The organism is Pseudomonas trivialis, from assembly GCF_001439805.1.
Classification (GTDB): domain Bacteria; phylum Pseudomonadota; class Gammaproteobacteria; order Pseudomonadales; family Pseudomonadaceae; genus Aquipseudomonas; species Aquipseudomonas trivialis.
Window position 1 is genome coordinate 106,531 of record NZ_JYLK01000006.1, and the last position, 24,938, is coordinate 131,468.

A 24,938-nucleotide genomic window follows, 5' to 3' on the forward strand; every position below is an offset into this window, starting at 1 on the left:
CTTAATGGCGGTTTGGAAGTGTGTCAAATTTATTTTCAACAATTTCCAAAGTTTTTTGCCGGGATAACAATCACTTACCAACGAAACCCCGAAAAGCCGGGGTTTCGTCGCTGCCACAGAGGACTTAGCCGATAGCGCCCAGCAGCTTTTCCCATTCCTTGTTTTCTTTCTTGGAAACACCCCCCAGCAAATCAAGGGCCTGGCGCAGGCGGAAACGCGTAAGGTCCGGTCCGAGAATTTCCATCGCATCAAGCACCGACACCGAACTGGCCTGCCCGGTGATCGCGGCGAACATCAGCGGCATGGCGTCACGCAGCTTCAGTTCCAGGGACTCGACCACTGCCTGAATCGTCGCAGTGATCGCGTCCTTCTCCCACTGGCGCAGGCTTTCGAGCTTCCACAGAATCAGCTGCATCAACTGGCGCACCTGGTCGCCCGACAGTTTTTTCGACTCGAACAGTTTTACATCCGGGTTCACGCCGCCGGCAAAGAAGAAGCTGGCCAGCGGAGCGACCTGGCTGAAGGTCTCCACCCTGCCCTGCACCAGCGGCGCGATCTTCATCATGTACTCAGGATTCAACGCCCACTGCTGCACGCGGCTGGCGAATTCTTCCACCGGCAAGTCACGCAGCCACTGGCCGTTGAGCCACGACAGTTTTTCGATATCGAAGATCGGCCCGCCCAGCGATACGCGGGACAGGTCAAAGTTGTCGACCATTTCCTGCAACGAGAATTTCTCGCGCTCGTCCGGCATCGACCAGCCCATGCGGCCCAGGTAGTTGAGCATCGCTTCGGGCATGAAGCCCATCCGCTCGTAGAACGTCACCGAGGTCGGATTCTTGCGCTTGGACAATTTGCTCTTGTCCGGATTGCGCAACAGCGGCATGTAGCACAACTGCGGCTGCTCCCAGCCGAAGTACTCATAAAGCAGGATCAGTTTCGGCGCCGATGGCAGCCATTCTTCGCCACGCAGCACGTGGGTGATGCCCATCAGGTGGTCATCGACCACGTTGGCCAGGAAGTACGTCGGCAGACCGTCGGTCTTCATCAGCACCTGCATGTCCATGCGGTCCCACGGGATCTCGACGTCGCCGCGCAGCATGTCCGGCACCACGCACACGCCTTCGCCCGGCACCTTCATGCGGATCACATGGGGCTCGCCGGCGGCCAGGCGGCGGGCCACTTCTTCTTTCGATAGCAACAGGGCGCGGCCATCGTAGCGCGGGGTCTCGCCACGGGCCTGTTGCTCGGCGCGCATCTGGTCCAGCTCTTCAGCGGTGCAGAAACACGGGAACGCATGGCCCATGTCGACCAGTTGCTGGGTGTACTGTTTGTAGATGTCGCTGCGCTCGCTCTGGCGATACGGGCCGTGCGGGCCACCGACGTCCGGACCTTCGGCCCAGGTGATGCCGAGCCAGCGCAGGGCATCGAAAATCTGCTGTTCCGACTCGCGGGTAGAGCGCAACTGGTCGGTGTCTTCGATCCGCAGAATGAATTCACCGCCGTGCTGCTTGGCAAAGCAGTAGTTGAACAAGGCGATGTAAGCAGTGCCGACGTGGGGATCGCCGGTAGGCGATGGCGCGATGCGCGTGCGGACGGTGGTCATGGCAGGTCTCGAATGGGCGATATAACTGAAAATTGAAACAAGGGGCGAATGGTAACAGCCTGGGTGATATCTGGAAAACCGAGGCGCGGCTATCGGGGGCAAGCCCCCTCCCACATTTGACCGTGTTCACACATCAAGGTGAGAGGGGGTTTGCCCCCGATGAGGCCGGCACAACCACTACCAATCAAACAGCCAGCAACCGCTCGCGCAACTTGCCAATCTCATCGCGCGTCTGCGCCGCCGCCTCGAATTCAAGATCGCGCGCCAACTGGTACATCTTCTCTTCCAACTGGCGAATCCGCTTGGTGATCTCACTCGGCGAGCGCAATTCGTTCTCGTACTTGGCGCTTTCCTCGGCGGCCTTGGCCATGCCCTTGCGCTTCTTGCTGCGCGAGCCCGGCACGGTGGCGCCTTCCATGATGTCGGCGACGTCCTTGAACACACCTTTGGGGGTGATGCCGTGCTTGAGGTTAAAGGCAATCTGCTTTTCACGGCGCCGCTCGGTCTCGCCGATCGCGCGCTCCATGGAACCGGTGATGCGGTCCGCATACAGGATCGCCCGGCCATTGAGGTTACGCGCCGCGCGGCCGATGGTCTGGATCAGCGAACGTTCGGAGCGCAGGAAGCCTTCCTTGTCCGCATCCAGAATCGCCACCAGCGACACTTCCGGCATGTCCAGGCCTTCGCGCAGCAGGTTGATGCCCACCAGCACATCAAAGGTGCCCAGGCGCAGGTCGCGGATGATCTCCACCCGCTCCACCGTGTCGATGTCCGAGTGCAGGTATCGCACGCGCACGCCGTGGTCGGCCAGGTAGTCGGTGAGGTCTTCGGACATGCGCTTGGTCAGCGTGGTCACCAGCACCCGCTCTTCCAGCGCCACGCGCTTGTTGATCTCCGACAGCAGGTCATCGACCTGGGTCAGCGCCGGGCGGATTTCGATCTGCGGGTCGACCAGGCCGGTCGGTCGCACCACCTGCTCGATCACCCGGCCCGCATGCTCGGCCTCATAATTGCCCGGCGTGGCGGAGACGAAAATGGTCTGCGGGCTGATCGCCTCCCACTCGTCAAACCGCATCGGCCGGTTATCCAGTGCCGACGGCAGGCGAAAACCGTACTCCACCAGGGTCTCCTTGCGCGAGCGGTCGCCCTTATACATCGCGCCCACCTGCGGCACGCTGACGTGGGACTCGTCGATCACCAGCAAGGCGTCCGGCGGCAGGTAGTCGTACAGCGTCGGCGGCGGCGCGCCGGAGTCACGGCCCGACAGGTAGCGCGAGTAGTTTTCGATGCCGTTGCAGTAGCCCAGCTCCAGGATCATCTCCAGATCAAAGCGGGTGCGCTGCTCCAGGCGCTGGGCCTCCACCAGTTTGTTGTTGGCGCGCAGGTATTCGAGGCGCTCGGCCAGTTCGACCTTGATGCCCTCAATGGCGCCCATCAGGGTTTCACGGGGCGTTACATAGTGGCTCTTGGGGTAAAAGGTGAAGCGCGGCAGCTTGCGGATTACTTCGCCGGTCAACGGATCGAAGGCCGACAGGCTTTCGACTTCATCGTCGAACAGCTCGATGCGGATCGCCTCCAGGTCCGATTCGGCCGGGTAGATGTCGATCACATCGCCGCGCACGCGGAAGGTGGCGCGGGCGAAATCCATGTCGTTGCGGGTGTATTGCAGGCTCGCCAGGCGCCGCAGCAGTTCGCGCTGGTCGAGTTTGTCGCCACGGTCGACGTGCAGCACCATCTTCAGATAGGTTTCCGGACTGCCCAGGCCGTAGATGCACGACACGGTGGTGACGATGATCGCGTCCTTGCGCTCCAGCAACGCCTTGGTCGCCGACAGGCGCATCTGCTCGATATGGTCGTTGATCGACGCATCCTTCTCGATGAAGGTGTCGGACGACGGCACATAGGCTTCGGGCTGGTAGTAGTCATAGTAGGAGACAAAATACTCCACCGCATTGTTCGGGAAGAACGCCTTGAACTCGCCGTACAGCTGCGCGGCCAGGGTCTTGTTCGGCGCCAGCACCAGGGTCGGGCGGTTGATCTGCGCGATTACGTTGGCAATGCTGAAGGTCTTGCCCGAACCGGTCACCCCGAGCAGCGTCTGGTGCGCCAGGCCGGCCTCGATGCCTTCGACCATCTGGCGAATGGCTTCGGGCTGGTCGCCGGCCGGTTCAAAGCGGGTGACGAGCTGGAAATCCGACATAACGTACCTCTTTCAAGTCACCCCGGGCCTGTGGCCGCCAAGGACGAATAGCTCAGCAACCCGCGAATATGCTTCGCAGGTTGCAGGAAAAAATCATGATAGCTGTAGAAGTGGTGGCGAAGGCGACGGGTTTCAAGGCACTTATCCTACATAGCCGCCGTATAGGCCCTGCCTGTTGAATGCCAATAAGACTAACGGTCGGCGCCTCAACCGAAAAACTTGGCCGAAAAGCCGTTTCAACGGTCGCCCTCGGCCGTGCGGGCCTCTATACTAGCTCCCCGTTTGTGCACCGCTCTAGTGCCTCCGGCCGGAGCGCGACACGTCCCTCCCTTCCCCCATAGAGCTGCCGCAAAATGAGCCTGTTCTCCGCTGTCGAAATGGCACCACGCGATCCAATCCTGGGCCTCAACGAAGCATTCAACGCCGACACACGAACCACCAAGGTCAACCTTGGCGTGGGCGTTTACTGCAACGAGGAGGGGAAGATTCCACTCTTGCGTGCCGTTGCCGAAGCGGAAGCCATTCGCGTGGCGCAACACGCGGCCCGTGGCTACTTGCCGATTGACGGGATCGCGGCCTATGACAAGGCCGTGCAAACCCTGTTGTTCGGTGACACGTCGCCCCTGCTGAGCGCCGGCCGTGTGGTCACAGTGCAGGCCGTCGGCGGTACCGGCGCGCTGAAAATCGGCGCAGACTTCCTCAAGCAGTTGCTGCCCGACGCCGTCGTTGCCATCAGCGACCCGAGCTGGGAAAACCACCGCGCGCTGTTCGAAACCGCCGGTTTCCCGGTCCACAACTATCGCTATTACGACGCCGCCACCCACGACGTCAACCGCGCCGGCCTGCTCGAAGACCTCAACGCCCTGCCGCCACACTCCATCGTGGTGCTGCACGCCTGCTGCCACAACCCCACCGGCGTCGACCTCAGCCCGGCCGACTGGCAAAACGTGCTGGACGTGATCAAGGCCAAGAACCTCGTGCCGTTCCTCGACATGGCGTACCAGGGTTTCGGCGACGGCATCCACGAAGACGCGGCTGCCGTGCGCCTGTTCGCCGAGTCGGGGCTGACCTTCTTTGTGTCCAGCTCGTTCTCCAAGTCGTTCTCCCTGTACGGCGAACGCGTGGGCGCGCTGTCGATCGTCAGCGAATCCGCGGAAGAAAGCGCGCGCATCCTGTCCCAGATCAAGCGCGTGATCCGCACCAACTACTCCAACCCGCCGACCCACGGCGCAGCCATCGTCGCCGCCGTGCTGAACAACCCTGAGCTGCGCGCCCAGTGGGAAGCGGAACTGGCTGAAATGCGCCTGCGCATCCGTGGCATGCGCGAGCAGATGGTCGCCGAACTGGCCAAGGCTGCACCGGGCCACGACTTCAGCTTCGTCGGCCGCCAGCGCGGGATGTTCTCCTACTCCGGCCTGAGCGTGGCGCAAGTCACGCGCCTGCGCAGCGAATTTGGCATCTACGCGCTGGACACCGGGCGCATCTGCGTGGCGGCGTTGAACCAATCGAACATTGGCGCCGTCACAAAAGCGATCGTTCAGGTGCTGTAAGCCGGCGTTCGTGATGAAGAAGGGGAAACCGATGGTTTCCCCTTTTTCGTGTGCAGCCCCTAGACTGAACCCCGACTGCCCCTTTGCTGTGAGAGCCCTATGAGAAACGACGACCTGGACCTTGACCTGCGCGCCGACCGCGACGAACTGCACGACTTCACCCCGCGCGCGCCGCACACCAAGCGCCAGAAAAGCCTGGTGCTGCAAGTGGCGCTCGGCGTGTTCCTCGGTGGCCTGGCGCTGTGGCTGGTGCAACTGGGCGCAACGGCGATCATGGCCAAACTGGCCATGGGCACCTTTCAATTCGGCGGCTGATCACCCGCCCAGGCGAACTGGAACCTGTGTGGCGAGCAGGCTTGTCCTGCGTTGGGCTGCGCAGCAGCCCTCAAACCAGGCGCTGAGCCGTATCAGGCACACCGCGTTTTGCTTGATTGGGGGCGCTTCGCACCCCAACGCGGGGCAAGCCCGCTCGCCACAGGGATCGGATTGCCTGATATAGCTCAGGCTGCGCGTTCCTCCAGTAACCGCACGAAGCTGTTCAGGCTTTGGGACACGGTGCCGCGCCGCCAGATCAGCCAAGTGTTGAGCACGCGAAATCCGTCCTCCAGCGGCCACACGCTCACCGCCGCAAACCCCGGCATGCTTTCGAGCATGCTGCGCGGCATCAGCGCCAGGCCCGCGCCGGCGCTGACGCAGGCCAGCATGCCGTGGTACGACTCCATCTCGAAAATTTTGCCTGGCACCGCGCCATCGTGTGAGAACCAGCGCTCAAAGTGGTGCCGGTAGGAACAGTTCGAACGAAACGTATAGATATTCTCGCCATTCACGTCCCGCCCCCGGCTGATCGGCGCGTGGTGCAGGGGCGCGATCACCACCATTTCCTCCTCGAACACCGCCACGCCTTCGAGGGTCGCGTGCAGCACCGGGCCATCGACGAACGCCGCCGCCAGCCGGCCCGACAGCACCCCTTCGATCATCGTGCCCGATGGCCCAGTGCTCAGGTCCAGCTCGACCTTGGCATGCCTCTGGTTGTAGGCCGCGAGCAACGCCGGGATGCGCACCGCCGCCGTGCTTTCCAGCGAGCCCAGCGCAAATGCACCCTGCGGCTCCTCCCCCGCCACCGTCGCTCGGGCTTCCTGCACCAGGTCGAGGATGCGCCGCGCGTAGCCGAGGAAATTCCAGCCAGCGGGCGACAGGCGCAGGCGGCTTTTCTCGCGGATAAACAACGCCACGCCCAGGTCCTGCTCCAGTTGCTTGATGCGCGTGGTCAGGTTCGACGGCACGCGATGAATCAGCTGCGCGGCCGCGCTGATACTGCCCTGCTCGGCTACCGCCTTGAAAATTTCCAGTTGCACCAGATCCACATCATTCTCCAATCGTGAATGTATTGCTCAATATTATTCACTTTCCAGAAAACATGCAGCCCCGTAGGCTGGCCTCATTCACTCATTCAGCCGGACGGTGCCATGAACGCGATTTCCTCCCACACTCACGCCCTGTCGATCAATCCCGCCACTGGCGAAACCATCGGCAGCTACCCGTACGAAACCCAGGCGCAACTGGATGCCGCGCTCGACCGTGCTAGCGCTGCCTTCCGCACCTGGCGCCGCCAGCCTGTGAGCCAGCGCGCCGAATTGCTGCTGGCCCTGGCCCGAGCCCTGCGCGAGCAAGCCGAAACCATGGCGCAGATGATCACCCGGGAAATGGGCAAACCCATCGCCCAGGCCCGCGCCGAAATCGAAAAATGTGCGCTGATGACCGAGTGGTACGCCGCCCACGGCCCGGCCATGCTCGCCTCGGAACCGACCCTGGTGGACAACGGCAGCGCGCGCATCGAATACCGCCCACTGGGCCCGATCCTTGCGGTGATGCCGTGGAACTTCCCGGTGTGGCAAGTGCTGCGCGGCGCCGTGCCGAGCCTGCTGGCCGGCAACACCTACGTGCTCAAACATGCGCCGAACGTGATGGGCAGCGCTTACCTGATCCAGCAGGCATTGCGCACAGCCGGTTTCGCCGACGGCTTGTTCGAAGTGATTAACGTGACCCAGGACGGCGTGTCCAACGCCATCGCCGACCCGCGCATCGCCGCTGTCACCCTCACCGGCAGCGTGCGCGCCGGCATGGCCATCGGCTCCCAGGCCGGTGCCGCACTGAAAAAGTGCGTGCTGGAACTGGGCGGCTCCGACCCTTTCATTGTGCTCAACGACGCCGACCTCGACGCCGCCGTGCAGGCCGCCCTCATCGGCCGCTTCCAGAACAGCGGCCAGGTCTGCGCCGCCGCCAAGCGCCTGATCATCGAAGAGGGCGTGGTCGAAACCTTCACCCAAAAATTCCTCGACGCCAGCCGCGCCCTGGTGATGGGCGACCCGACATCCGCCGCCACCTACATCGGCCCCATGGCGCGCTTCGACCTGCGCGACGAGCTGCACGGCCAGGTTCAGGCCACGCTGGCCGAGGGCGCGACCCTGCTGCTGGGCGGCGACAAAATCGACGGCGCCGGCAACTACTACGCGCCGACCGTCCTGGCCGACGTCACCGACCAGATGACCTCATTCAAACAGGAACTGTTCGGCCCGGTGGCCTCAATCATCACCGCCCGCGACGCCGAGCATGCCGTGGCGCTGGCCAACGACAGCGAGTTCGGCCTCACGGCAAGCATCTTCACCCGCGACGCGGCCAAGGCACGGGCGATCACCGATGAGCTGGAAACCGGCGGTGTGTTCGTCAACGCGTTCAGCGTCTCCGACCCCCGCGTGGCATTTGGCGGGGTGAAGAAAAGCGGGTTCGGCCGCGAGCTGTCGCACTTTGGCGTGCGCGAGTTCTGCAACGCACGGACCGTGTGGCTGGATCGCAAGTAACCGCACATCACCTCAAGACCGGCAATGGCGCCTCACACACTGCACCAGCCCATCCAGCGCCTGGGACTTGACCGGCGCGAGCACACACACCGTGTGCTCGCGGTCTTCCTCCGTGACGGTCAGGGTGTAATGCACCTGGCCCGGCTTACCGGACTCCGGAACCTTGCTTTGCGGCAACTTGAAGAAGTCCGCCGCCTGGATCAGTTGGCGCAGCTCCTGCTGATCCGGCTCGGGCAGCGTAGCCAGCTCGACGCTGCGAGGTTTGGCCAGGCCCGGAAAAAATGCCAGGCCGCCGTTTTCCTTGATCGAAATTCGCATGGCTGTTCCTCACCGCCCAGGCGGTTTGTCAGACGTTGATACCCACCGCGTTCCAGCCTGCCTTGACGGCCTTCTGCTCGTCCTTGTTGGCGCCGTACAGGCGGCCGGCCACATCATAGGTGATGCGCGCAAAACGCAGAAACCCCGAGTTCGGCCGCAGCCGTGCGTCGCGCAAGGCGTCGTACCAGATGCGGCCGGCACGCTCCCAGGCAAACCCGCCGATCTTCGTCGCGACCTGATAGAACGCATGGTTGGGAATACCCGAATTGATGTGCACGCCGCCATTGTCGTCGTAGGTATGCACAAAGTCATCCATATGCCCGGGCTGCGGGTCCTTGCCCAACAGGGCGTCATCAAACGCGGTGCCCGGTGCTTTCATCGAGCGCAGCGCCGTGCCCTTGATCTTTTTGGTGAACAGCCCCTTGCCGATCAACCAGTCGGCGTCCTCGGCCTTCTGCTTCAACGCATACTGCTTGATCAGCGAGCCGAACACGTCCGACAGCGACTCGTTCAACGCACCGGACTGGTTGAAGTACATCAGCTTGGCTTCGTCCTCGGTGACGCCGTGGGCCAACTCATGGCCGATCACGTCGAGCGCAATAGTGAAGCGGTTGAACAACTGCTGATCGCCATCGCCGAACACCATCTGGGTCGAGTTCCAGAACGCATTGTTATAGGCCTGGCCAAAGTGAACGGTGGCGTCCAGCGCCATGCCGGCATCGTCGATGGAGTTGCGGTCGAACACCTCGTCGAAAAAATCGAAGGTCGCGCCCAGACCGTCGTAGGCCTCGTCCACCGCTTCGTCGCCGCTGGCGGGCTGCCCTTCACTGCGGATCAGCTTGCCCGGCAGGGTGTCGGTGCCTGCGGCGCTGTAGATGGAGCGGCGTTTTTCAGCAGCCATGGCCAGGGCCATGTGTGCGGTGCCCTTGGCGGGCACGGCCAGCATGCGCAGCGAGCGGAACGTGCTGTCCTTGGCGCGCGTGCGCAGCGCGATTTCACGCTGGGTTTTATCACCGTGACGGGCGATCTGATCGAGCATGTACGGCGGGATCAGGCAAAAGATCGGATTGCGGGGATGGCGAATACACATAAGCGGGTCCCTTTTGACGTGTGGTGAACTCCAAATAACCGTTTCAGCATAGTCCTGCCGACGAAACCTGGCCTAAATTGTCATGAACCTGTGTTGCAGTCGTATTTATTCCCAGGCCCGCAAGGAGCAGTCCATGCCACCCCGCACCCGCAAAATCGACCTGTCACACCGTCCCCGCCTTGGCGATCTGCGCCCGCTGGTCACGGCCAGCCCTTCCCTGCTGCAGGCGCGGGCGGCAATCCCACGCATCACTGCCGCCAGGGACCTGAAAAACCGCACCGGCTATGCCGAGGATTTTCTTGGCGGCTTCGAAGTGCCCTGGCCCACGGTTGACCAGGCCCTGGCCGATGATGTGCAGCCAAAGCGGCTGGACTACACGCATTTTTCCATCACGATGTCGCGCTCCAGGCGCCTGGCGTTCTGCGTCGGGGTCAATATCGACGGCGCGCACCACGTGGACATCGTGCGCAGCAACGACACCTGGGCCTACGACGGCCGCTTGCCCGTCGAGGCCCAGGTCGGTGAGGAACTCTACGCCGGCAATGGCCTGGACCGTGGCCACCTGGTGCGACGCCAGGACCCCAACTGGGGCGCCGAGGCCGGCACCGCCAACGTCGACACCTTCCATTTCACCAACTGCTCGCCGCAGATGAGCGGTTTCAACCAGAAGACCTGGCTGGAACTCGAAGACTATATCCTCGACAACACCCAGCGCTGGAAAGCCCGGGCCACGGTGTTTACCGGCCCGGTGTTCGGCGAAGACGACCGCCTTTACCGGGGCATCCGGATTCCCAAGGCTTTCTGGAAAGTCGTCGCCTACCTCAGCGACGATGGCAAGCCCTCAGCCAGCGCATACATGATCGACCAGAGCCGCGAACTGGGCCAGCTCGACCTGGTGTTCGGCCAACTGCGGACCTACCAGCGCAGCGTGCTTCAGATAGAACATTTGACCGGCGTTCGCTTCGGCAACCTGGCCGATTACGACGGTTTCAGCAACGAAGAACGCGCCACAGGCACACGCATTGAAGCGCTGATTCGCGGCCCGGAAGATATTCGTCTGTGATGCACCGCCGATAGCGCACCTGCCCTGTGGCCAGCAGGCTTGCCACAGGGCAAACCCGCTCGCCACAATGGAAGCGGTCTGCTGTTGAGAGCAGCCGCCCATCTTCCCGCCCACCCCGCCATGCACTACCATACCGCGCCGTTTCCCGGACGGGACTCATTGGGGTTTCGCCAACGGTTCAAACGGAGATTGCCCCCATGCTGCCACGCGTTACCGCCTTGATGATCGGCCTCGGGCTGTCCGCCGCAGAGGCGCACGCCGCGCCGACCCACTATCCGTTGACCCTGGAAAACTGCGGCAGCCACATCAGCTTCGCCCAGGCTCCCGCACGCAGCGTGACCATCGGCCAGGCTGCCACCGAAATGCTCTATGCCCTGGGCGTGGGTAACAACGTGGTCGGCACCTCGCTGTGGTTCAACAACGTGCTGGCGCAGTACAAAACCCTCAACGATGGCATCGAGCGCCTGGCCAACAACGAGCCGAGCTTCGAATCCGTCATCGCCAAGCGCCCGCAGCTGGTGGCCGCCGAGCTGGAATGGGTGGTCGGCGCGCAAGGCGTGGTAGGCACCCGCGAGCAGTTTCATGAACTGAACATCCCCACCTACCTGCTGCCGTCGGACTGCGAAGGCAAAGATAATCGGGTGGGCGCCGACGGCACGCGGCTGGAGCCGTTTCGCATCGACACGATCTACAAGAGCATCAGCCAGTTGGCCGAGATCTTCGATGTGCAGGCGCGCGGTCAACAGCTCAACGACGAACTCAAGGCACGCCTGGCCAAATCCGTCGCCACCGCGCAAGGCAAAGGCTTGAAGCAGGCCAGCGCGCTGGTGTGGTTCTCCAGCGCCGAGATGGCCAGCGATCCCTACGTGGCCGGCCACAAGGGCATTCCCGAATTCATGCTGCACACCCTGGGCCTGTCCAACGTGGTGCAGTCCGATGAAGAGTGGCCCGCCGTCGGCTGGGAAACCATCGCCAAGGCCAACCCGACCTTTCTGGTGATCGCGCGCATGGACCGGCGCCGCTACCCCGCCGACGACCACCAACAGAAACTTGCCTTCCTGCGCAGCGACCCGGTGACCCGCAACATGGACGCCGTCAAACACAACCGCATCATCGTCCTCGACGCCCTGGCGCTGCAGGCCAGCATCCGCATGTTCGACGGCCTGGAACAACTGGCCGGCGCCATCGACGGCTACGACCTGCCCCAATGATGCGCACGCTGCTCGCCCTCACGTTGCTGCTGATCGCCCTGCTCGCCGGGGTGGCCATCGGCGAAACCGCCATCGCGCCGCAAGTGGTGCTCAAGGTGCTGGCCAATAAACTGTGGGCGGCTGGCTACGTGCTCGACCCCATCGACGAGGGCGTGGTGTGGAATTACCGCCTCACCCGCGCGCTGGTGGCCGCCGCCTGCGGGGCCGGGCTGGCGACCTGCGGGGTGATCCTGCAGTCGTTGCTGCGCAACCCGTTGGCCGACCCGTACCTGCTGGGCATCAGCGCCGGCGCCTCCACCGGCGCGGTGCTGGTCGCCCTGATCGGCGTGGGCGGCGGGCTGATCTCGTTGTCGGCGGGAGCATTCGTCGGCGCCATGGCCGCCTTCGCGCTGGTGACCTTGCTGGCGCGGGCCAGTGGCTCGGCGCGCGGCACCGGGCAGATCATCCTCGCGGGCATCGCCGGCTCCCAGCTGTTCAACGCGCTCACCGCGTTCCTGATCACCAAATCGGCCAGCTCCGAACAGGCGCGCGGCATCATGTTCTGGCTGCTCGGCAACCTCAGCGGCGTGCGCTGGCCATCGGTGTGGCTGGCCGTGCCGGTGGCGGTCGCTGGCCTGATCGTGTGCCTGTGGCACCGTCGCGCACTGGATGCGTTTACCTTCGGCAGCGACTCGGCGGCGTCCCTCGGCATTCCGGTGCGCCGCGTGCAATGCGTGCTGGTGGGCTGCGCCGCGCTGGTGACGGCGGTGATGGTGTCGATTGTCGGCGCCATCGGCTTTGTCGGCCTGGTGATTCCCCACGCCGTGCGCCTGCTGCTCGGCACCGCGCATTCGCGGCTGCTGCCGGCCAGCGCTCTGGGCGGCGCGCTGTTTCTGATCGCGGCGGACGTGCTCTCGCGCAGCCTGATCAAGGGTCAGGTGATTCCGGTCGGAGTCGTCACCGCGCTGGTTGGCGCACCGGTGTTCGCGTTGATCCTGATCGGCCGGAGAAACGCGCGATGAGCGTATTGAGCTGCAGCGGCCTGAGCTTCAAGGTGCGTGATGCGCAGTTGCTGCACGATATTCACCTGGAGGTGCAGGCGGGGGAAACCCTGGGCATCGTCGGGCCGAACGGCTCCGGCAAATCCACCCTGCTCAAGCTGCTGGCCGGCTTGCGCACGCCCGCCAGCGGCGACGTGCGCCTGGGCGGCAAGCGTCTGGGCAGCTTGTCGCGCCGCGTCATTGCGCAGCAACTGGCGGTGGTGGAACAACAGGCCGACACCGACGATGCCATCGGCGTGTTCGACGCCGTGGCCCTGGGCCGCACGCCCTGGCTGTCGGCGCTGAGCCCCTGGTCCCGCGAGGACGAGGCCATCGTGCACCAGGCTTTGCACGACGTGGACGCCACCCACCTCAGCCAGCGTGCCTGGCGCAGCCTCTCCGGCGGCGAGCGCCAGCGCGTGCATATCGCCCGTGCGCTGGCGCAACGGCCACAGATTCTGCTGCTGGATGAGCCGACCAATCACCTCGACATCCAGCACCAACTGACGATCCTCAAAGGCGTGCAGGCGTTACCGGTGACCACCCTGATTGCCTTGCACGACCTCAACCAGGCGCTGACCTGCGACCGCCTCGCCGTGCTGGATCGCGGACGGCTGGTGGCGCTGGGCAAACCGCTGGAGGTGCTCACGCCACAGCGGTTGCAGGACACCTTCGGCGTGCAGGGCCATTACCTGACCGACCCGTTCGACGGCGCGCAGATCCTGCGCCTGCGCTCAAGCTGAACCCTGCTTCACACAGGCCTTGCGCAAAATCTGCAGCAACTGGTGAATGGAATACGGCTTGTGCAGCAAGTCGAAGCCGTGGGTGCCTTGCTGCGCCAGCACATGGCTGTAGCCACTGGTGAGCACAATCGGCAACGCCGGCCACAACTGCTGGATCTCCTTGGCCAGTTCCAGGCCATTCATGCCCGGCATCATCACGTCCGAAAACACCACGTCGAAATCCTCCGCGGCGTCGGTCAGACACTTGAGCGCCTGCTCGGCATTCACCGCCCAGGTCGCCTGGTAGCCCAGCTCTTCCAGCGCCTGGGTGGCGAAGGTGCCGACCTCGATATTGTCTTCCACTACCAGCACGCGGCCGCCCTGGCCGTCGGTGAGGAGCGCCGGCTCCAGCGGAACCTCGGGCTCCAGTGGTTGCGCGGTGACACGGGGCAGGTACAGGGTAAAGGTCGAGCCCTGGCCCATCTCGGTACTCACCCGTACTTCGCCGCCCGATTGCTTGGCAAAGCCGAACACCTGGCTGAGGCCAAGCCCGGTGCCCTGCCCCACATTCTTGGTGGTAAAGAACGGCTCGAAAATCCGCTCCAGATGCTCAGGTCGGATGCCGCTGCCGGTGTCGCGCAGGGCGATGGCGACAAAGTCGCCTTGCACCTGCGCCTGGCCGCGCAGCGCAGGAAGGGTGTCGACCGCCGCCACGGCGATGGTCAAACGGCCAACGCCCTTCATCGCATCCCGCGCGTTGACCGCCACATTCACCAGTGCCGAGTCGAACTGGCTGGAGTCGGCGTACACACAGCAGTCCTGGGGCGCCAGGTCGGTGCTGATCTGGATATGGGCGCCGCACAGCGACTCCATCATTTCCACCAGCGAGGTCACGCTCTGGCTGACATCGAAGGCCTGCGGCTTCAACGCCTGGCGACGTGCGAACGCAAGCAGCTGCCCGGTAAGACGCGCCGCGCGATTGACCGTGTCGGAGATGGCCGCCAGGTAACGGCTGCGCCTCACCTCCGGCAGTTCCGGACGTTCCAGCAAGTCAAGGGATGAGCGAATCACCGTCAGCAGGTTGTTGAAGTCGTGCGCCACGCCGCCAGTGAGCTGGCCCAGGGCCTCGAGCTTCTGCGCCTGGCGCAGTTGTTCTTCGGCCTTGCTGCGCTCTTCCATGGCCTCGGTGATGCGCTGTTCCAGGGTTTCGTTGAGCGCCTGCATGCCCAGCTCGACGCGCTTTTGATCGGTGATGTCCTGCACCAGGCCGAACAGTTTCTGGGTGCGGCCCTGAGCGTCGAGTTGCGGCGTACTGCGCGCCAGAATCCAGCGCACCTGCTGGTCCTCGGCGCGGCGGATACGGCACTGGAAATCCCAGCCGGTGCCCTGCTCGGCCGCCCGTTTGAACGACGCTTCCACATCGGGCCGGTCTTCGGGCAACACGTGGGACATGAAGGTGTCGATGCCCCAGTGCTCGACCCGCTCGCTGTGGCCGAAAATCTGGTCATGGCGGGCAGCGCGCACCGAGCTGTCGGCGCCAATGTCCAGCTCCCATTCACCGATCTGCCCGGCGTCGATGGCCAGGCGCAGCCGCGCTTCACTTTCGCGCAACGCGGCCTCGCGCCGATTGCGCGCACGGGCCAACTGCGAGGTAACGCGCGAGATCAGGTCGCGCGCTGAAAACGGTTTGATCAGGTAGTCATCGGCGCCCGCCGCCAGGCCTTCGGCGCGAGCCTCTTCACCGGCACGGGCCGACAGCAGAATCACCGGGGTCGCCTGCAGGCGCGCGTCCTCACGCACCGCGCGCAACAGGCCAAAGCCATCGAGCACCGGCATCATCACGTCGGTAAGAATCAACTGCGGCAGGCACTCGCGCGCAACCTCCAGCGCCGCCTGCCCATCGGTCGCCGTCTCCACGCGCAGGCCTTCGGCTTGCAGCAGGCGCGCGACATAGGCACGCATGTCGGCGTTGTCATCGGCCAGCAGCACGCATTCTTCAAACGGTTCGGCGGCAGGCTCATCCTGCACCTGCGGCGCCGGCGCGTCGGGCAACCAGCCCATCGCTTCTTCGACAAAGGCGCTGACGTTGGTGGTGGAACCGTGCAGCAGCGCCGGGCTGTGCAGCGGTTTTGGCACATGGCGGCTGCCCAGCGGCAAGGTGATGGTGAAGGTGCTGCCCACTCCGACTTCACTGCTCACCGAAAGCCTGCCGCCCTGCAGGCGCACCAGCTCATCCACCAGCGCCAGGCCGATGCCCGAGCCTTCAAACGAGCGGCCGGCGGGGTTGTCGATCTGGTGGAAACGTTCGAACAGGCGCGGCAGTTCATCGGCCGCAATGCCGGTGCCGGTGTCAGTGACACTGACCTGCGCACTCGCGCCATCGGCGCCGGGTTCGACGCTGACGCGGATCTGCCCGGCCAGGGTGAACTTGAAGGCGTTGGAGATGAGGTTCAGCACCACCTTTTCCCACATGTCCCGGTCGACGTAGGCCGTGTCTGGCAATGGCGTGGTGTCGATGATCAGCGCCAGGCCCGCACGCTCGCAGGCCGAGCGAAAATTCGAGGCGAGGTCGGCGGTCAATTCGGGCAGGTCCACCGGTTCGTAGGACGCCTGGGCGCGACCGGCCTCGATGCGCGAAAACTCCAGCAGCGAATTGACCAGCTTGAGCAGGCGCTGGCCGTTGCGATAGGCCAGGGTCACGCGCTCGCGCTCATCGGCAGGCAGCGCGTCGCCCAGGGCCAGCGATTGCTCCAGCGGCCCGAGCATCAGGGTCAGCGGCGTGCGGAATTCATGACTGATATTGGTAAAGAAGGTGGTCTTGGCCTGGTCGATGGCAGCCAGAGCATCGGCGCGCTGACGCTCGTAGGCCCGCGCCCGTACGGTGGCCAGCGCCGCCGAGAGCGCGGCGCCCAACAGCTCGAAAAAGCCGCGGTAAATATCATTCATCGGCAGGCGCGGCGAGGCACCGGCCACCAGGATCAACGGTGTCTGCGTATCGTCGGGCACCACCAGCGGCAACACGAACGCCGTGAGCGGCGATTCCGGGTACGGCCCGCAGTCAATGCCGGCGAACAATGCCTCGATATCGTCCACCTGCAGCGTGCGCTTTTGCGCGCACGCCGTGCCCAACGGCCATGGCGCGGAGTCCTCCTGGCTGATCCAGGCCGGCGATGCGGCGGTATCTGCGCCAATGCCGTCGTGCTGCACCAGGCGATAGCCGTCGGCCTCCCGCGCATAAAACAGCAGGAAGGGAATATCGAAGTTGAACGTCGCCAGTGTGTCGACCGTCAGCGCGATCAAGCCGGGCAAGTCCTCGGCAACCGCCAGCCGGCCAGTCAGGTCACGCAGCGCGCGGGTGCGGCGCTCGGCGAGGATGGTCACGGTGGTTTCGGTCACCGGGTGAAACAGCCCGCCAATGCCGCCGGTTTCATCGCGGATGGGCGAGGTGGAAAAGGTGAAGAAGGTTTCTTCGAGGTATCCGTTGCGCGTGAGGAACATGCGCTGGTTTTCGAGAAAACGGGTCTCCCCTGCGAGCGCCCGCGTAAACGGCTCGCCGATGGCCGGCCAGGCGCTGGCCCAGGTCTCGTGGTAGCCCTCGCCCAACGCGCGCGGGTGCGACTCGCCACACAACACCTTGTAGCCGTCGTTGTAGATCTGCGTGTTCTGCGGCCCCCAGATGATATTGATCGGGAAGTTCGACGCCAGGCACAGGCTGACGGTGGTGCGCAGGCTCTGCGGCCAGTGCTCGATCGGACCCAGCGGCGTTGCTGACCAATCCCTGGACTGGATCAGGGAGGCCAGCTCGCCACCGCCCGACAAGAAGGAATGCGTAATCACGGGATTGAACCACCAGCAGATTTAAGGGCGCGTAGTAGTCAGTCTGACCGCCGCCGACAGAAATCCTCCCATGGGGGGTCAAGCATTTATTGGCCGCAGAATATGCGTGGTTTGCCACACGGGATCAAAGCCCTGGCGCAGCCAGAAATCACGTGACGGCGTGGATGCGCGGGCTCATGCCACCTGGATCCGGGTGATGCCGATGATTGCGGCTTGCTCAAGGATCTGTTCTGGCGTGGCATCGGCGGGCGGCATGATCAGACCGTTTTCGGCATCGCCCAGGTGCAGCGCCAGCAGGTGCAGCGCGGCGTCGTGATCGGGGAGTCCGGGTTGGTTGAGTTCGAAGGTGTGGGTGCGGGACTGGTTGTTGAAGAGGTAGGTGACAGTGTATTCGCGCATCGCAGTGTCCTCTGCCAGGTGGAAGGCGGGTGTTACACGGTATGAATGTGGGAGGGGGCTTGCTCCCGATGGCGGTCTTTGAGTGTGTGCGCTGTTCAACAGATCGGCCTCAATATCAGCGCAACGATACGAAGATTCTCGTTGAAATTAAATGTCATGCATCAGAGAAGGCCAGCCATTGGCGTTAATACTGTTTTTTTGTACAGTTCTCGCTCATGCACATGGATACCCGAGCGGCATGTGTACGTGAGAGCACGCCAATTCAAAACAACCGCAAAGGCGCTCTCGAAACAAAGCGGCCAAAGAGCAAGCGGCTCTAAAGCAGTATCCCGCTTCGCCTCCCGATGTTTCGCTCGACGAAAACCTGATGGAGGCCAAGCGGCGGTGACTTTGATTACAAGCAGCGTGGCCGTACTTTTGCGGGCCGCTGGAGTGGCCCAAACAGCGGCAGGCACGTCCAGGGAAGAGTTTGACACGTGGTGGTCAGAGGCACCGTACGGTGACGATCCCGTTGACCAGGTTTGGATCAAGGCAGGTATAGAGTATGCAAAATCGAAAGGGTATTAAGTGGTACGTCTGGCTGCTGCTTGCCATTTGTTCAGGGCAAGCGTTTTACATTTACGTAAGCGGGCCCAGCAGGCCGGACCCGGCGAAGGTGGTTACCGTTACTCCTGTGAGCGATGGCGGCGCAATCTACGAAGTTCTTTACGATTCAGGAGGTGCAACGGTGCCGTTTATTTATCGGTACTTCCTGATGGATCTGCAGCCCAGTGACGCCGAAGCGCTCAAGAAAAGCGGATCAGCAACCCCCTTCCTTGTGACCAAAGGCACACAGGCCGTTGGCGAGGTTTCGGGCAACCACGTCAAACTAAAAACAAGCGAGACCATCTACGACTTTCACAACACCGCCTACTTTAAAATCGATGGAGAACTCAACATCGTTAAGTTCAATCTGGAAGCGACCCTTCCCTAGCAGGGGATTTGAAAACACCGGCATTGCGCCGGTGCTTTCGTTTGGACTCAACGTGAAGCTTCAAGCGTTGTACTTAACGCAGCGATCCTTCCTGTTATCCAGCGCCGGCTATAAACCAACACACCCTCCGCCATCGCCACCGGAAAATGGATAAACCCATGGGCAGATTCCGGCAGAAGATGGGGCTCGGCCCCCGGCCAACGTTCCGCCATCTGTAGCGTGTCATCCTTCAGCGGATCCAGCTCCCCGACGAACATCAACACCGGCGGCATCCCCTCAAAGTCACCATACAGCGGCGACAATGGCGCCTGTCGGCGTTCTTCATCATTCAACCCCGGCGTCAGCAGGCGCAGCGCGTCGACCATTCCCGGGCCGTCCAGCAGCAAGGTGTCCGGCCCGGCGGTGCGCACGCTTGGCGTGCCGGTCAAATCGTAAACGCCGTAATACAACACCGCCCCGCTCACGCGCTTGAGCAGATCCGGCCATTGCTTGAGCGTCAGCAAGGTCGCGGCCGCCAGATGCCCACCGGCCGACTCACCCACGACAAACACCGGCAAGCCTGCAAACTCATCGGCCGTCAGCAGCCACCGCGCGGCGGCGAGGCAGTCGTCCATCAGCCCCTCAACCGGCGTGTCGACCGCCAACCGATAATCCACCGACACCACCGTCACCTCGCACGCCCGCACCATGCCCAGGTTCAGCGCGTCGTCCATCTGTGCATTGCCGATCACCCAGCCGCCGCCGTGGATATCCAGCACCACCCCCTTGGGCGTGCCGGCTGGCCGCAAAATGCGCACCGGCACGCCATTCACAACCCTGCTCTCAGCCGGCGTTGCGCGCTTGATCTTCTGACTGACGCGCAACAGCGCCTGAATCAGACGCGGGGTGACGCGGTTGCGGATCTTGAAGCGCGGCATCCACGCGAGCTTTTGGTTGAAGCGGCGCATCTGGGCGAGTTCGGCCTCGGAGGCGGGCCAGTGTTTATGGGCCATTAACGGTTATTCCGCAAAATCGAAAAATTCAGCGCCGCCGCCACACACAGCCACGCCAGGTAAGGGAACAGCATCAAGCCGGTGATCAGGTCCAGACGCACCGCGAACACCACCATCGCCGCCACGGTGAGCCACAGCAGCACGATAATCACCATGCCGGCAAACAGCCGATGGGCGCCGAAGAACACGGGCGTCCACAGCGTATTCAACGCAATCTGCGCCGCCCACAGCGCCAGCACCAGCTCACTGCCCGGGATCAGGCTGAGGCGATAACCGGCCCAGGCGAGCAATAGATAGATAATCGTCCAGGCGACCGGAAACAGCCAATTGGGCGGGGTAAAACTGGGTTTGACGAGGGATTCGTACCAGGCACCCGGCTTGAAAATCACACCGGTACTGGCCGCAGCGGCGCAGGCGAGCAGGAAAATAAAAAAGGTCATGGACGATCCTTGATCTGGAAGGGTTCCCACCTTGGACGGGCAATACGGGGTTAAAAGTTCATCGACGAGACAAGGATCATTCCTACGCGTCCGGGAATGAAGCGCGAAAACAAATCACCATAGAGGAGGGGTTCACTTGAGCCTACCTTATATCGTCAATTGCAGGATGGCTCACGTCTCCTGTCGAACGCCCAATGCCCGCGAGAAAATTCCTGGTGTCTCGATTAGAACGCAGATGAACCACGCGGCAAGCTGATGGCGCAGTTGCCACGAGTTGCTGCATCTTTGCTCGCGCTGATTTGTTCGTGCGCCACATGAATCTGAAAAACTCCGGCAGGTTCGCCAGCAGTTCGGGGCAGTTCTCCGGCAAGTCAGGCCGAGACTTACCGTGTTGGAGCAGCGTTCTGAGCAGTACGCGCAAGAAGCGAAGCGGCGCCGAACGATCAATCCATATTAAAAGATCTGCACGGGCCATCCGGTTATCCCAAGTGGCTGAATGGCCACCTTCGAATATCCAGCAATCACGGGCCTCGACGTCGAGACACAGCCGCGTCTTCTCGTCCCGACTTCGCTCGATCCACCCTGACTGCCAGTGGATAGTGTCGATATGAACAACCGGCAACCCCGTACGCTGGCCAAGCTTACGCGCCAAAGTGCTTTTTCCAGACCCAGGTTGACCAACAATCATCACCCTTTGCATCCGAGCTCCTTCTGACTATGCAAGCTGATTTTTGGGGTGGCGATTTTACGTCAATGCCTATCTCCGTCAACAAAAGCGATCAGCACGACAGGCAACTTTCGCCCGGAAGACTTCAGTCGATTGGAGGGCATGGGTTGGATGAACGGTGCCAGTGTGCGGCGGAGTCGAGATGAACGTGTTTCTGCTTTAGAGGTGAGAAAGCCTCAGAACTCATTTTGCGACTTTCCCATCTTCACTGATCGGCAGTTTTTGGCCGATTTCTGTCAGTCTTGGCTGACAAAAATCGAGTTGCGGTTTTATCTGGATAATCACATTATTACGGCGAATAAACGCTCCGCCCACCTTTGGCTACGCGGGGCTTATGGCGTGCTTAGACTTTTTCATGGCGCTGATAGTCATCATGGCAGCGCAGGCTGGATGGGCTCATCGGGCAAGCCAAAACATGGAAAGCAGGCAATCTCTTACAGGTCAGAAATTTAATGTCTCATTTGAGCTTGATTTTTTAATTTTAGTTATTTTTATTTTGGGCTAGCCTTTCAACGTCACTTAGAAAAGTGACACCCATTCATTGTTAACCGGTCGATCAAGACGCTCATTCATGAAGAGTTGGAAGTTGAGTTTCCACAAACGATGAAACTTACGGCCTTACAGCTTTACACTGACGAGGGTTATCACGCCCTTTTCTCCTTTAAACTCTCGGAACAGGTTGCGCATTTTTATGACATGCCAACCTGGGGAAGCCCCACCTAAACGTATCACTCTGCTACTCGAACTGATGGACGCAACTAGGAACGCACATCGTCCACTCACTTGGTTTTTTTCGGTTTTGTGTCTGAGACTATCACCGCCAAGGACTTATTGAGCATCACCGGCGACACGCTGATCTCTACGGTGTATCAAATCTTTCGAGAGCATCTGGAGGATGAAGCCCGACACAGTCGCTATTTTTCCGAAGTGTTCCGTTACCTATGGCCGAAGTTGTCACTTGCCCAGCAAGAACACTTCGCGAGTCTATTGATTAAAATTATTTTTATCTTTGCTGAAGTGGACGAGCCTTGGTTGAGCGCCAGCCTGGCAGGCGTCGACATCCCCTACTCGAAGTCACTAGGATAGTCCAAGCACTACAGGCGCTGGATGCACGCACACAGCGAGCACGCTCTAGTGCCATGGGAACGCTTCAGGCGATGACGCGCGCCGGTTTCTTTGAGTTGCACACTCACCGGAAATTATTCAGTCAATCAGGGCTCATTGATGCTTGAAATAAAGGACCATTCCGTTGTCAAGACCAGGAAAGTCGGTGCCACGGTACTACTTATGGCGATGGTCATGCTGGGCGTGTTTCCGGTGGACGTACTTCTGCCTTCGTTTCCTTCGCTATCGCAGCACTTCAGCACCACAACGTCCGAGATCGCTTTGTCGATCAGCTTCTTTGCCATCGGTATCTCCTTATCTCAGTTACTGATCGGCCCTTTGTCGGACATGCTCGGCCGAAAAACGTTGTTGCTGGCTGGCATGGCAGTATCCATAGGAGGCGCCTTGGGTTGCATCTGGGCCACGAACCATGAGTATTTTTTGCTATTCCGTGTGATCCAGGCAGTAGGCTGTGGCTGCTTCGTACTGTCTCAGGCATTGGTTCAGGACTTATTTGTCGGTAAAGAGCGGGATCGTTTAAGAATTCTGATGGTAACGGCCAGTGGCATCTTCATTTCGGTCTCCCCCCTGGCCGGAAGCGTGTTGCAGGATCTGATGGATTGGCAAGGTAGCTTCTATGTCTTCGCAGTGATTGCCGCTTTGGTATTCTTCAAGGCCTTGGTATCGCTGGAAAACCCACCTATCAATAATACAGGGCCGCGTATTGGTATCTTGCGAACCTACCGGCGAATCTGCAGTGACTTCAATTTCGTGGCCTACTGGCTAATCGCTGCAATTGTTTTTGCTTGCCACTTCTCATTCATCGTCATATCGCCCCTAATATTCATGGAGCAGTTGCAACTAAGCAGCTATGAGTTTTCTCAGACCCTGCTAGTGTACGGAGCAGCCTATGTAACTGGCGGTATTCTTGCAGGCGTAATGAATAAGCATATGGCGGCGGGCACACAAATTGTTATAGGGCTATCACTGATTTTCGTTGCGGGGTTAGTGATGCTTATATTACGGAACCAATTTGGCCTGTCCGTCTTCACCATGCTGGTCCCAATGATTATTTGTACCGCTGGCACTACCATAACGCGGCCAGCAGCCACGTCCAAAGCCATGGAGCTATTCCCGGATAATGCCGGTGCTTCAGCCTCGGCAGGCAACACTCTAATTTTTATCTCAGGCGGATTGATCAGTGCCCTGATCAACCTCAGCACCAACAACCTGCAAATTATCCTGGCACTGAGTTTCATCGTCTTAAGCAGCATAGGTCTGCTGTTAAACCAACACATAAATCGTCACGCTAAGCCGCCAAGTTTGGCGTAAAGCTCATTTGCGGCGACCCAGGGCTAACATACCTGTCAACGTGCGCCCAAGCTTCGCAGTGCCGCGAGAGTACAGAATTTTAACGATGATCTTCGCAGTTCCTTGCGCCACTGATTGCATAGGCACCAGGATAAATGCAGGTTGAAGCGCCATGCTGTTCTGCGTTTGTTCCCGAATCCACTTGTGGACGAGGCTCGCGTTGAGGCTATGGCTGAAAGCAACACTAGCAATGGAGGCTCCGGGCTGGGCGCACTTTTGAATGACCTGGGTTTTGAAGGGTTTGGAATACGAACGGCATGTCGGCGGCATGAAATATCGCTTAACTGGCGCCCACCTAAATTCAAGTGCACACCACGCCCTGAATTTTCGGGGTTGGGTTAGACGACTTGGCTGCCGTAGAGGGTATTGGGTCTCCAGCCTCTGTCAGCACTTCTGTGGATTTAGTATTCCCTGGTTGTACTCAAGGTGCATTTTCCGTGGGTGATTGTTACTTCGTTGAGTCAGCGCTGAGCGGAGACCCAGTGACTTCCATACACCTGACTCTCAGATATGGCAGCGCCGGGTCTGAATCAGCCAACAGTGAGTTCTTAGCGTTACTTTCCAGGCCATGCCAACGGCTCCAGTCACAAGCCTATCAGTGTCTGACAATTCACGGATCGCCTCCTTTCTATAAGAATGGTCGCTCATGCCGATTCCTGTCGTACTTTGTAAGCGTCCAGTCAAGTCATATACCGATCCAGCTATCAGCACGAGGATGACTGCTTGCCGCCCATGCCGTAAGGTTCGCTACCAAAATCACCACAGCCTTCCAGTGGTGGCAATACAGCAAGGAGAGCGAACAATGAACACCTTCAAATCATCAATCCAAAACGTAGCTGCGGCCATCGGCCTCATCGCAGCAGTGACAGTCGGGGGATGCGTGATGATCCCTTACGATACGCCGGAATCAAAAGCTCAAATCCAGCGCGATCTGAAAATTGAACCAGCGGATATTCAAGCCGTGTCGGAAACGAACTGGTGCTTGTTCCCATATGGAAGCGAAGGCAGCTGCAGAGCCACTCAAGGCCTGGGAGTGTTGACCAGCAAAGGCTTGATCCTCAGCCTCTACAAAAACCACACCTATACTGAAACCGCACGCATCCTCCCAGAACAAGTGCAGTGCGTGAAGACAGTAGGTGGTCGCACTGGAGTCGAACCTTTCGTTGTATTCACCAAAGACCGAGCGATCATGCTCGCCGTCATTACACCAGGTGGACAAATGAATGAGCCTGTGAAAGTCAGTTTCTTTGATTATTTGACGAAGCCAGGGCAGCACGTCTTCACTGGAACGGATGGTGGATATGTGCGCAAGTCGGGTCGAAAGCAAACCATAGGCGGAATGGTGTCAGGCACTGCCATCCCGTGGCATACAACAATCGACGTAACCGAGGTTTTTAACCCTTGCCCGCAGGTTACAGATTAACGAGTAGTGGTGCGTTCCCTCGCAAGCGGTGCGCG

General features: G+C 61.0%; 23 protein-coding genes. 12 read left to right on the forward strand and 11 right to left on the reverse strand.

The genetic code is table 11. The annotated features are described in order from the left end of the window. Positions 1–124: 124 nt before the first annotated feature. Both gltX and uvrB read right to left on the reverse strand, forming a co-directional pair. On the reverse strand, positions 125–1,606 hold the full coding sequence (gene gltX, locus TU79_RS11255; RefSeq protein ID WP_057008040.1) for a glutamate--tRNA ligase: 1,482 nt from the start codon (positions 1,604–1,606) through the stop codon (positions 125–127). A 184-nt stretch (positions 1,607–1,790) separates the two neighbouring features. Next, positions 1,791–3,806: an excinuclease ABC subunit UvrB gene (uvrB, locus tag TU79_RS11260; protein WP_057008041.1), complete on the reverse strand. Its 2,016-nt coding sequence runs from the start codon at positions 3,804–3,806 to the stop codon at positions 1,791–1,793. 353 nt (positions 3,807–4,159) lie between these two features. Between uvrB and TU79_RS11265 the strand changes: the two genes are divergently transcribed. Both TU79_RS11265 and TU79_RS11270 read left to right on the forward strand, forming a co-directional pair. Continuing rightward, on the forward strand, positions 4,160–5,356 hold the full coding sequence (locus TU79_RS11265) for an amino acid aminotransferase (protein ID WP_057008042.1): 1,197 nt from the start codon (positions 4,160–4,162) through the stop codon (positions 5,354–5,356). A gap of 99 nt (positions 5,357–5,455) precedes the next feature. Next, positions 5,456–5,671, forward strand: coding sequence for a hypothetical protein (locus TU79_RS11270; RefSeq protein WP_057008043.1), 216 nt, complete (start codon positions 5,456–5,458; stop codon positions 5,669–5,671). A gap of 185 nt (positions 5,672–5,856) precedes the next feature. On the opposite strand, the gene ptrR is transcribed toward TU79_RS11270, so the two are convergent. Further along, positions 5,857–6,720: a putrescine utilization regulator PtrR gene (ptrR, locus tag TU79_RS11275; protein WP_057008199.1), complete on the reverse strand. Its 864-nt coding sequence runs from the start codon at positions 6,718–6,720 to the stop codon at positions 5,857–5,859. A 102-nt stretch (positions 6,721–6,822) separates the two neighbouring features. Here ptrR and TU79_RS11280 point away from each other — a divergent pair, with 102 nt between their 5' ends. Further along, positions 6,823–8,214: an aldehyde dehydrogenase family protein gene (locus tag TU79_RS11280; protein ID WP_057008044.1), complete on the forward strand. Its 1,392-nt coding sequence runs from the start codon at positions 6,823–6,825 to the stop codon at positions 8,212–8,214. A 12-nt stretch (positions 8,215–8,226) separates the two neighbouring features. Here TU79_RS11280 and TU79_RS11285 read toward each other — a convergent pair whose 3' ends face one another. Both TU79_RS11285 and TU79_RS11290 read right to left on the reverse strand, forming a co-directional pair. Then, positions 8,227–8,532 (reverse strand): protealysin inhibitor emfourin, encoded by a 306-nt coding sequence (locus tag TU79_RS11285; RefSeq protein ID WP_057008045.1) that lies wholly within the window; start codon positions 8,530–8,532, stop codon positions 8,227–8,229. A 28-nt stretch (positions 8,533–8,560) separates the two neighbouring features. Then, positions 8,561–9,622 (reverse strand): M4 family metallopeptidase, encoded by a 1,062-nt coding sequence (locus tag TU79_RS11290; RefSeq protein ID WP_057008046.1) that lies wholly within the window; start codon positions 9,620–9,622, stop codon positions 8,561–8,563. A 133-nt stretch (positions 9,623–9,755) separates the two neighbouring features. Here TU79_RS11290 and TU79_RS11295 point away from each other — a divergent pair, with 133 nt between their 5' ends. From TU79_RS11295 to TU79_RS11310, 4 genes are all read left to right on the forward strand, one after another. After that, the gene (locus TU79_RS11295) at positions 9,756–10,685 is read left to right on the forward strand and encodes a DNA/RNA non-specific endonuclease (protein ID WP_057008047.1); all 930 of its coding nucleotides are present in this window, start codon (positions 9,756–9,758) and stop codon (positions 10,683–10,685) included. Between the two features lie 197 nt (positions 10,686–10,882). Further along, complete coding sequence (locus TU79_RS11300; RefSeq protein ID WP_057008048.1) at positions 10,883–11,896, forward strand: ABC transporter substrate-binding protein; 1,014 nt, start codon at positions 10,883–10,885, stop codon at positions 11,894–11,896. Continuing rightward, positions 11,893–12,897, forward strand: coding sequence for a FecCD family ABC transporter permease (locus tag TU79_RS11305; RefSeq protein ID WP_057008049.1), 1,005 nt, complete (start codon positions 11,893–11,895; stop codon positions 12,895–12,897). The genes TU79_RS11300 and TU79_RS11305 overlap by 4 nt, the downstream gene beginning before the upstream one ends. Beyond that, on the forward strand, positions 12,894–13,658 hold the full coding sequence (locus TU79_RS11310; RefSeq protein ID WP_057008050.1) for an ABC transporter ATP-binding protein: 765 nt from the start codon (positions 12,894–12,896) through the stop codon (positions 13,656–13,658). The genes TU79_RS11305 and TU79_RS11310 overlap by 4 nt, the downstream gene beginning before the upstream one ends. Here TU79_RS11310 and TU79_RS11315 read toward each other — a convergent pair. Together TU79_RS11315 and TU79_RS11320 are read right to left on the reverse strand one after the other, a co-directional pair. Then, positions 13,650–17,474, reverse strand: a complete 3,825-nt coding sequence (locus TU79_RS11315; protein WP_057008051.1) for an ATP-binding protein — start codon at positions 17,472–17,474, stop codon at positions 13,650–13,652. The genes TU79_RS11310 and TU79_RS11315 overlap by 9 nt on opposite strands. 174 nt (positions 17,475–17,648) lie before the next feature. Next, positions 17,649–17,873, reverse strand: a complete 225-nt coding sequence (locus TU79_RS11320; RefSeq protein WP_057008052.1) for a hypothetical protein — start codon at positions 17,871–17,873, stop codon at positions 17,649–17,651. A gap of 544 nt (positions 17,874–18,417) precedes the next feature. Between TU79_RS11320 and TU79_RS26030 the strand changes: the two genes are divergently transcribed. Next, on the forward strand, positions 18,418–18,846 hold the full coding sequence (locus TU79_RS26030; RefSeq protein WP_057008053.1) for a hypothetical protein: 429 nt from the start codon (positions 18,418–18,420) through the stop codon (positions 18,844–18,846). 47 nt (positions 18,847–18,893) lie between these two features. Here the strand turns inward: TU79_RS26030 and TU79_RS11330 are convergent, their stop codons facing one another. The 3 genes from TU79_RS11330 to TU79_RS11340 form a co-directional block, all read right to left on the reverse strand. After that, entirely contained in the window at positions 18,894–19,838 is a 945-nt protein-coding gene (locus tag TU79_RS11330) for an alpha/beta hydrolase (RefSeq protein ID WP_057008054.1), read from the reverse strand. Then, the gene (tspO, locus tag TU79_RS11335; RefSeq protein WP_003234380.1) at positions 19,838–20,278 is read right to left on the reverse strand and encodes a tryptophan-rich sensory protein TspO; all 441 of its coding nucleotides are present in this window, start codon (positions 20,276–20,278) and stop codon (positions 19,838–19,840) included. The genes TU79_RS11330 and tspO overlap by 1 nt, the downstream gene beginning before the upstream one ends. Positions 20,279–20,420: 142 nt before the next feature. Then, positions 20,421–20,978, reverse strand: a complete 558-nt coding sequence (locus tag TU79_RS11340) for an AAA family ATPase (protein WP_057008055.1) — start codon at positions 20,976–20,978, stop codon at positions 20,421–20,423. 36 nt (positions 20,979–21,014) lie between these two features. Between TU79_RS11340 and TU79_RS26035 the strand changes: the two genes are divergently transcribed. The 3 genes from TU79_RS26035 (at position 21,015) to TU79_RS11350 (ending at position 23,441) form a co-directional block, all read left to right on the forward strand. Beyond that, the gene (locus TU79_RS26035; RefSeq protein ID WP_139136777.1) at positions 21,015–21,458 is read left to right on the forward strand and encodes a hypothetical protein; all 444 of its coding nucleotides are present in this window, start codon (positions 21,015–21,017) and stop codon (positions 21,456–21,458) included. A 348-nt stretch (positions 21,459–21,806) separates the two neighbouring features. Further along, complete coding sequence (locus TU79_RS26555) at positions 21,807–22,091, forward strand: diiron oxygenase (RefSeq protein ID WP_231986857.1); 285 nt, start codon at positions 21,807–21,809, stop codon at positions 22,089–22,091. A gap of 138 nt (positions 22,092–22,229) precedes the next feature. After that, on the forward strand, positions 22,230–23,441 hold the full coding sequence (locus TU79_RS11350) for an MFS transporter (protein WP_057008057.1): 1,212 nt from the start codon (positions 22,230–22,232) through the stop codon (positions 23,439–23,441). Between the two features lie 3 nt (positions 23,442–23,444). Here the strand turns inward: TU79_RS11350 and TU79_RS11355 are convergent, their stop codons facing one another. After that, entirely contained in the window at positions 23,445–23,750 is a 306-nt protein-coding gene (locus TU79_RS11355) for a transposase (protein ID WP_057008058.1), read from the reverse strand. 532 nt (positions 23,751–24,282) lie between these two features. On the opposite strand from TU79_RS11355, the gene TU79_RS11360 reads away from it, so the two are divergent. Next, a complete protein-coding gene (locus TU79_RS11360; RefSeq protein ID WP_057008059.1) occupies positions 24,283–24,903 on the forward strand; it encodes a hypothetical protein in 621 nt (206 codons plus the stop codon). Positions 24,904–24,938: the final 35 nt, after the last annotated feature.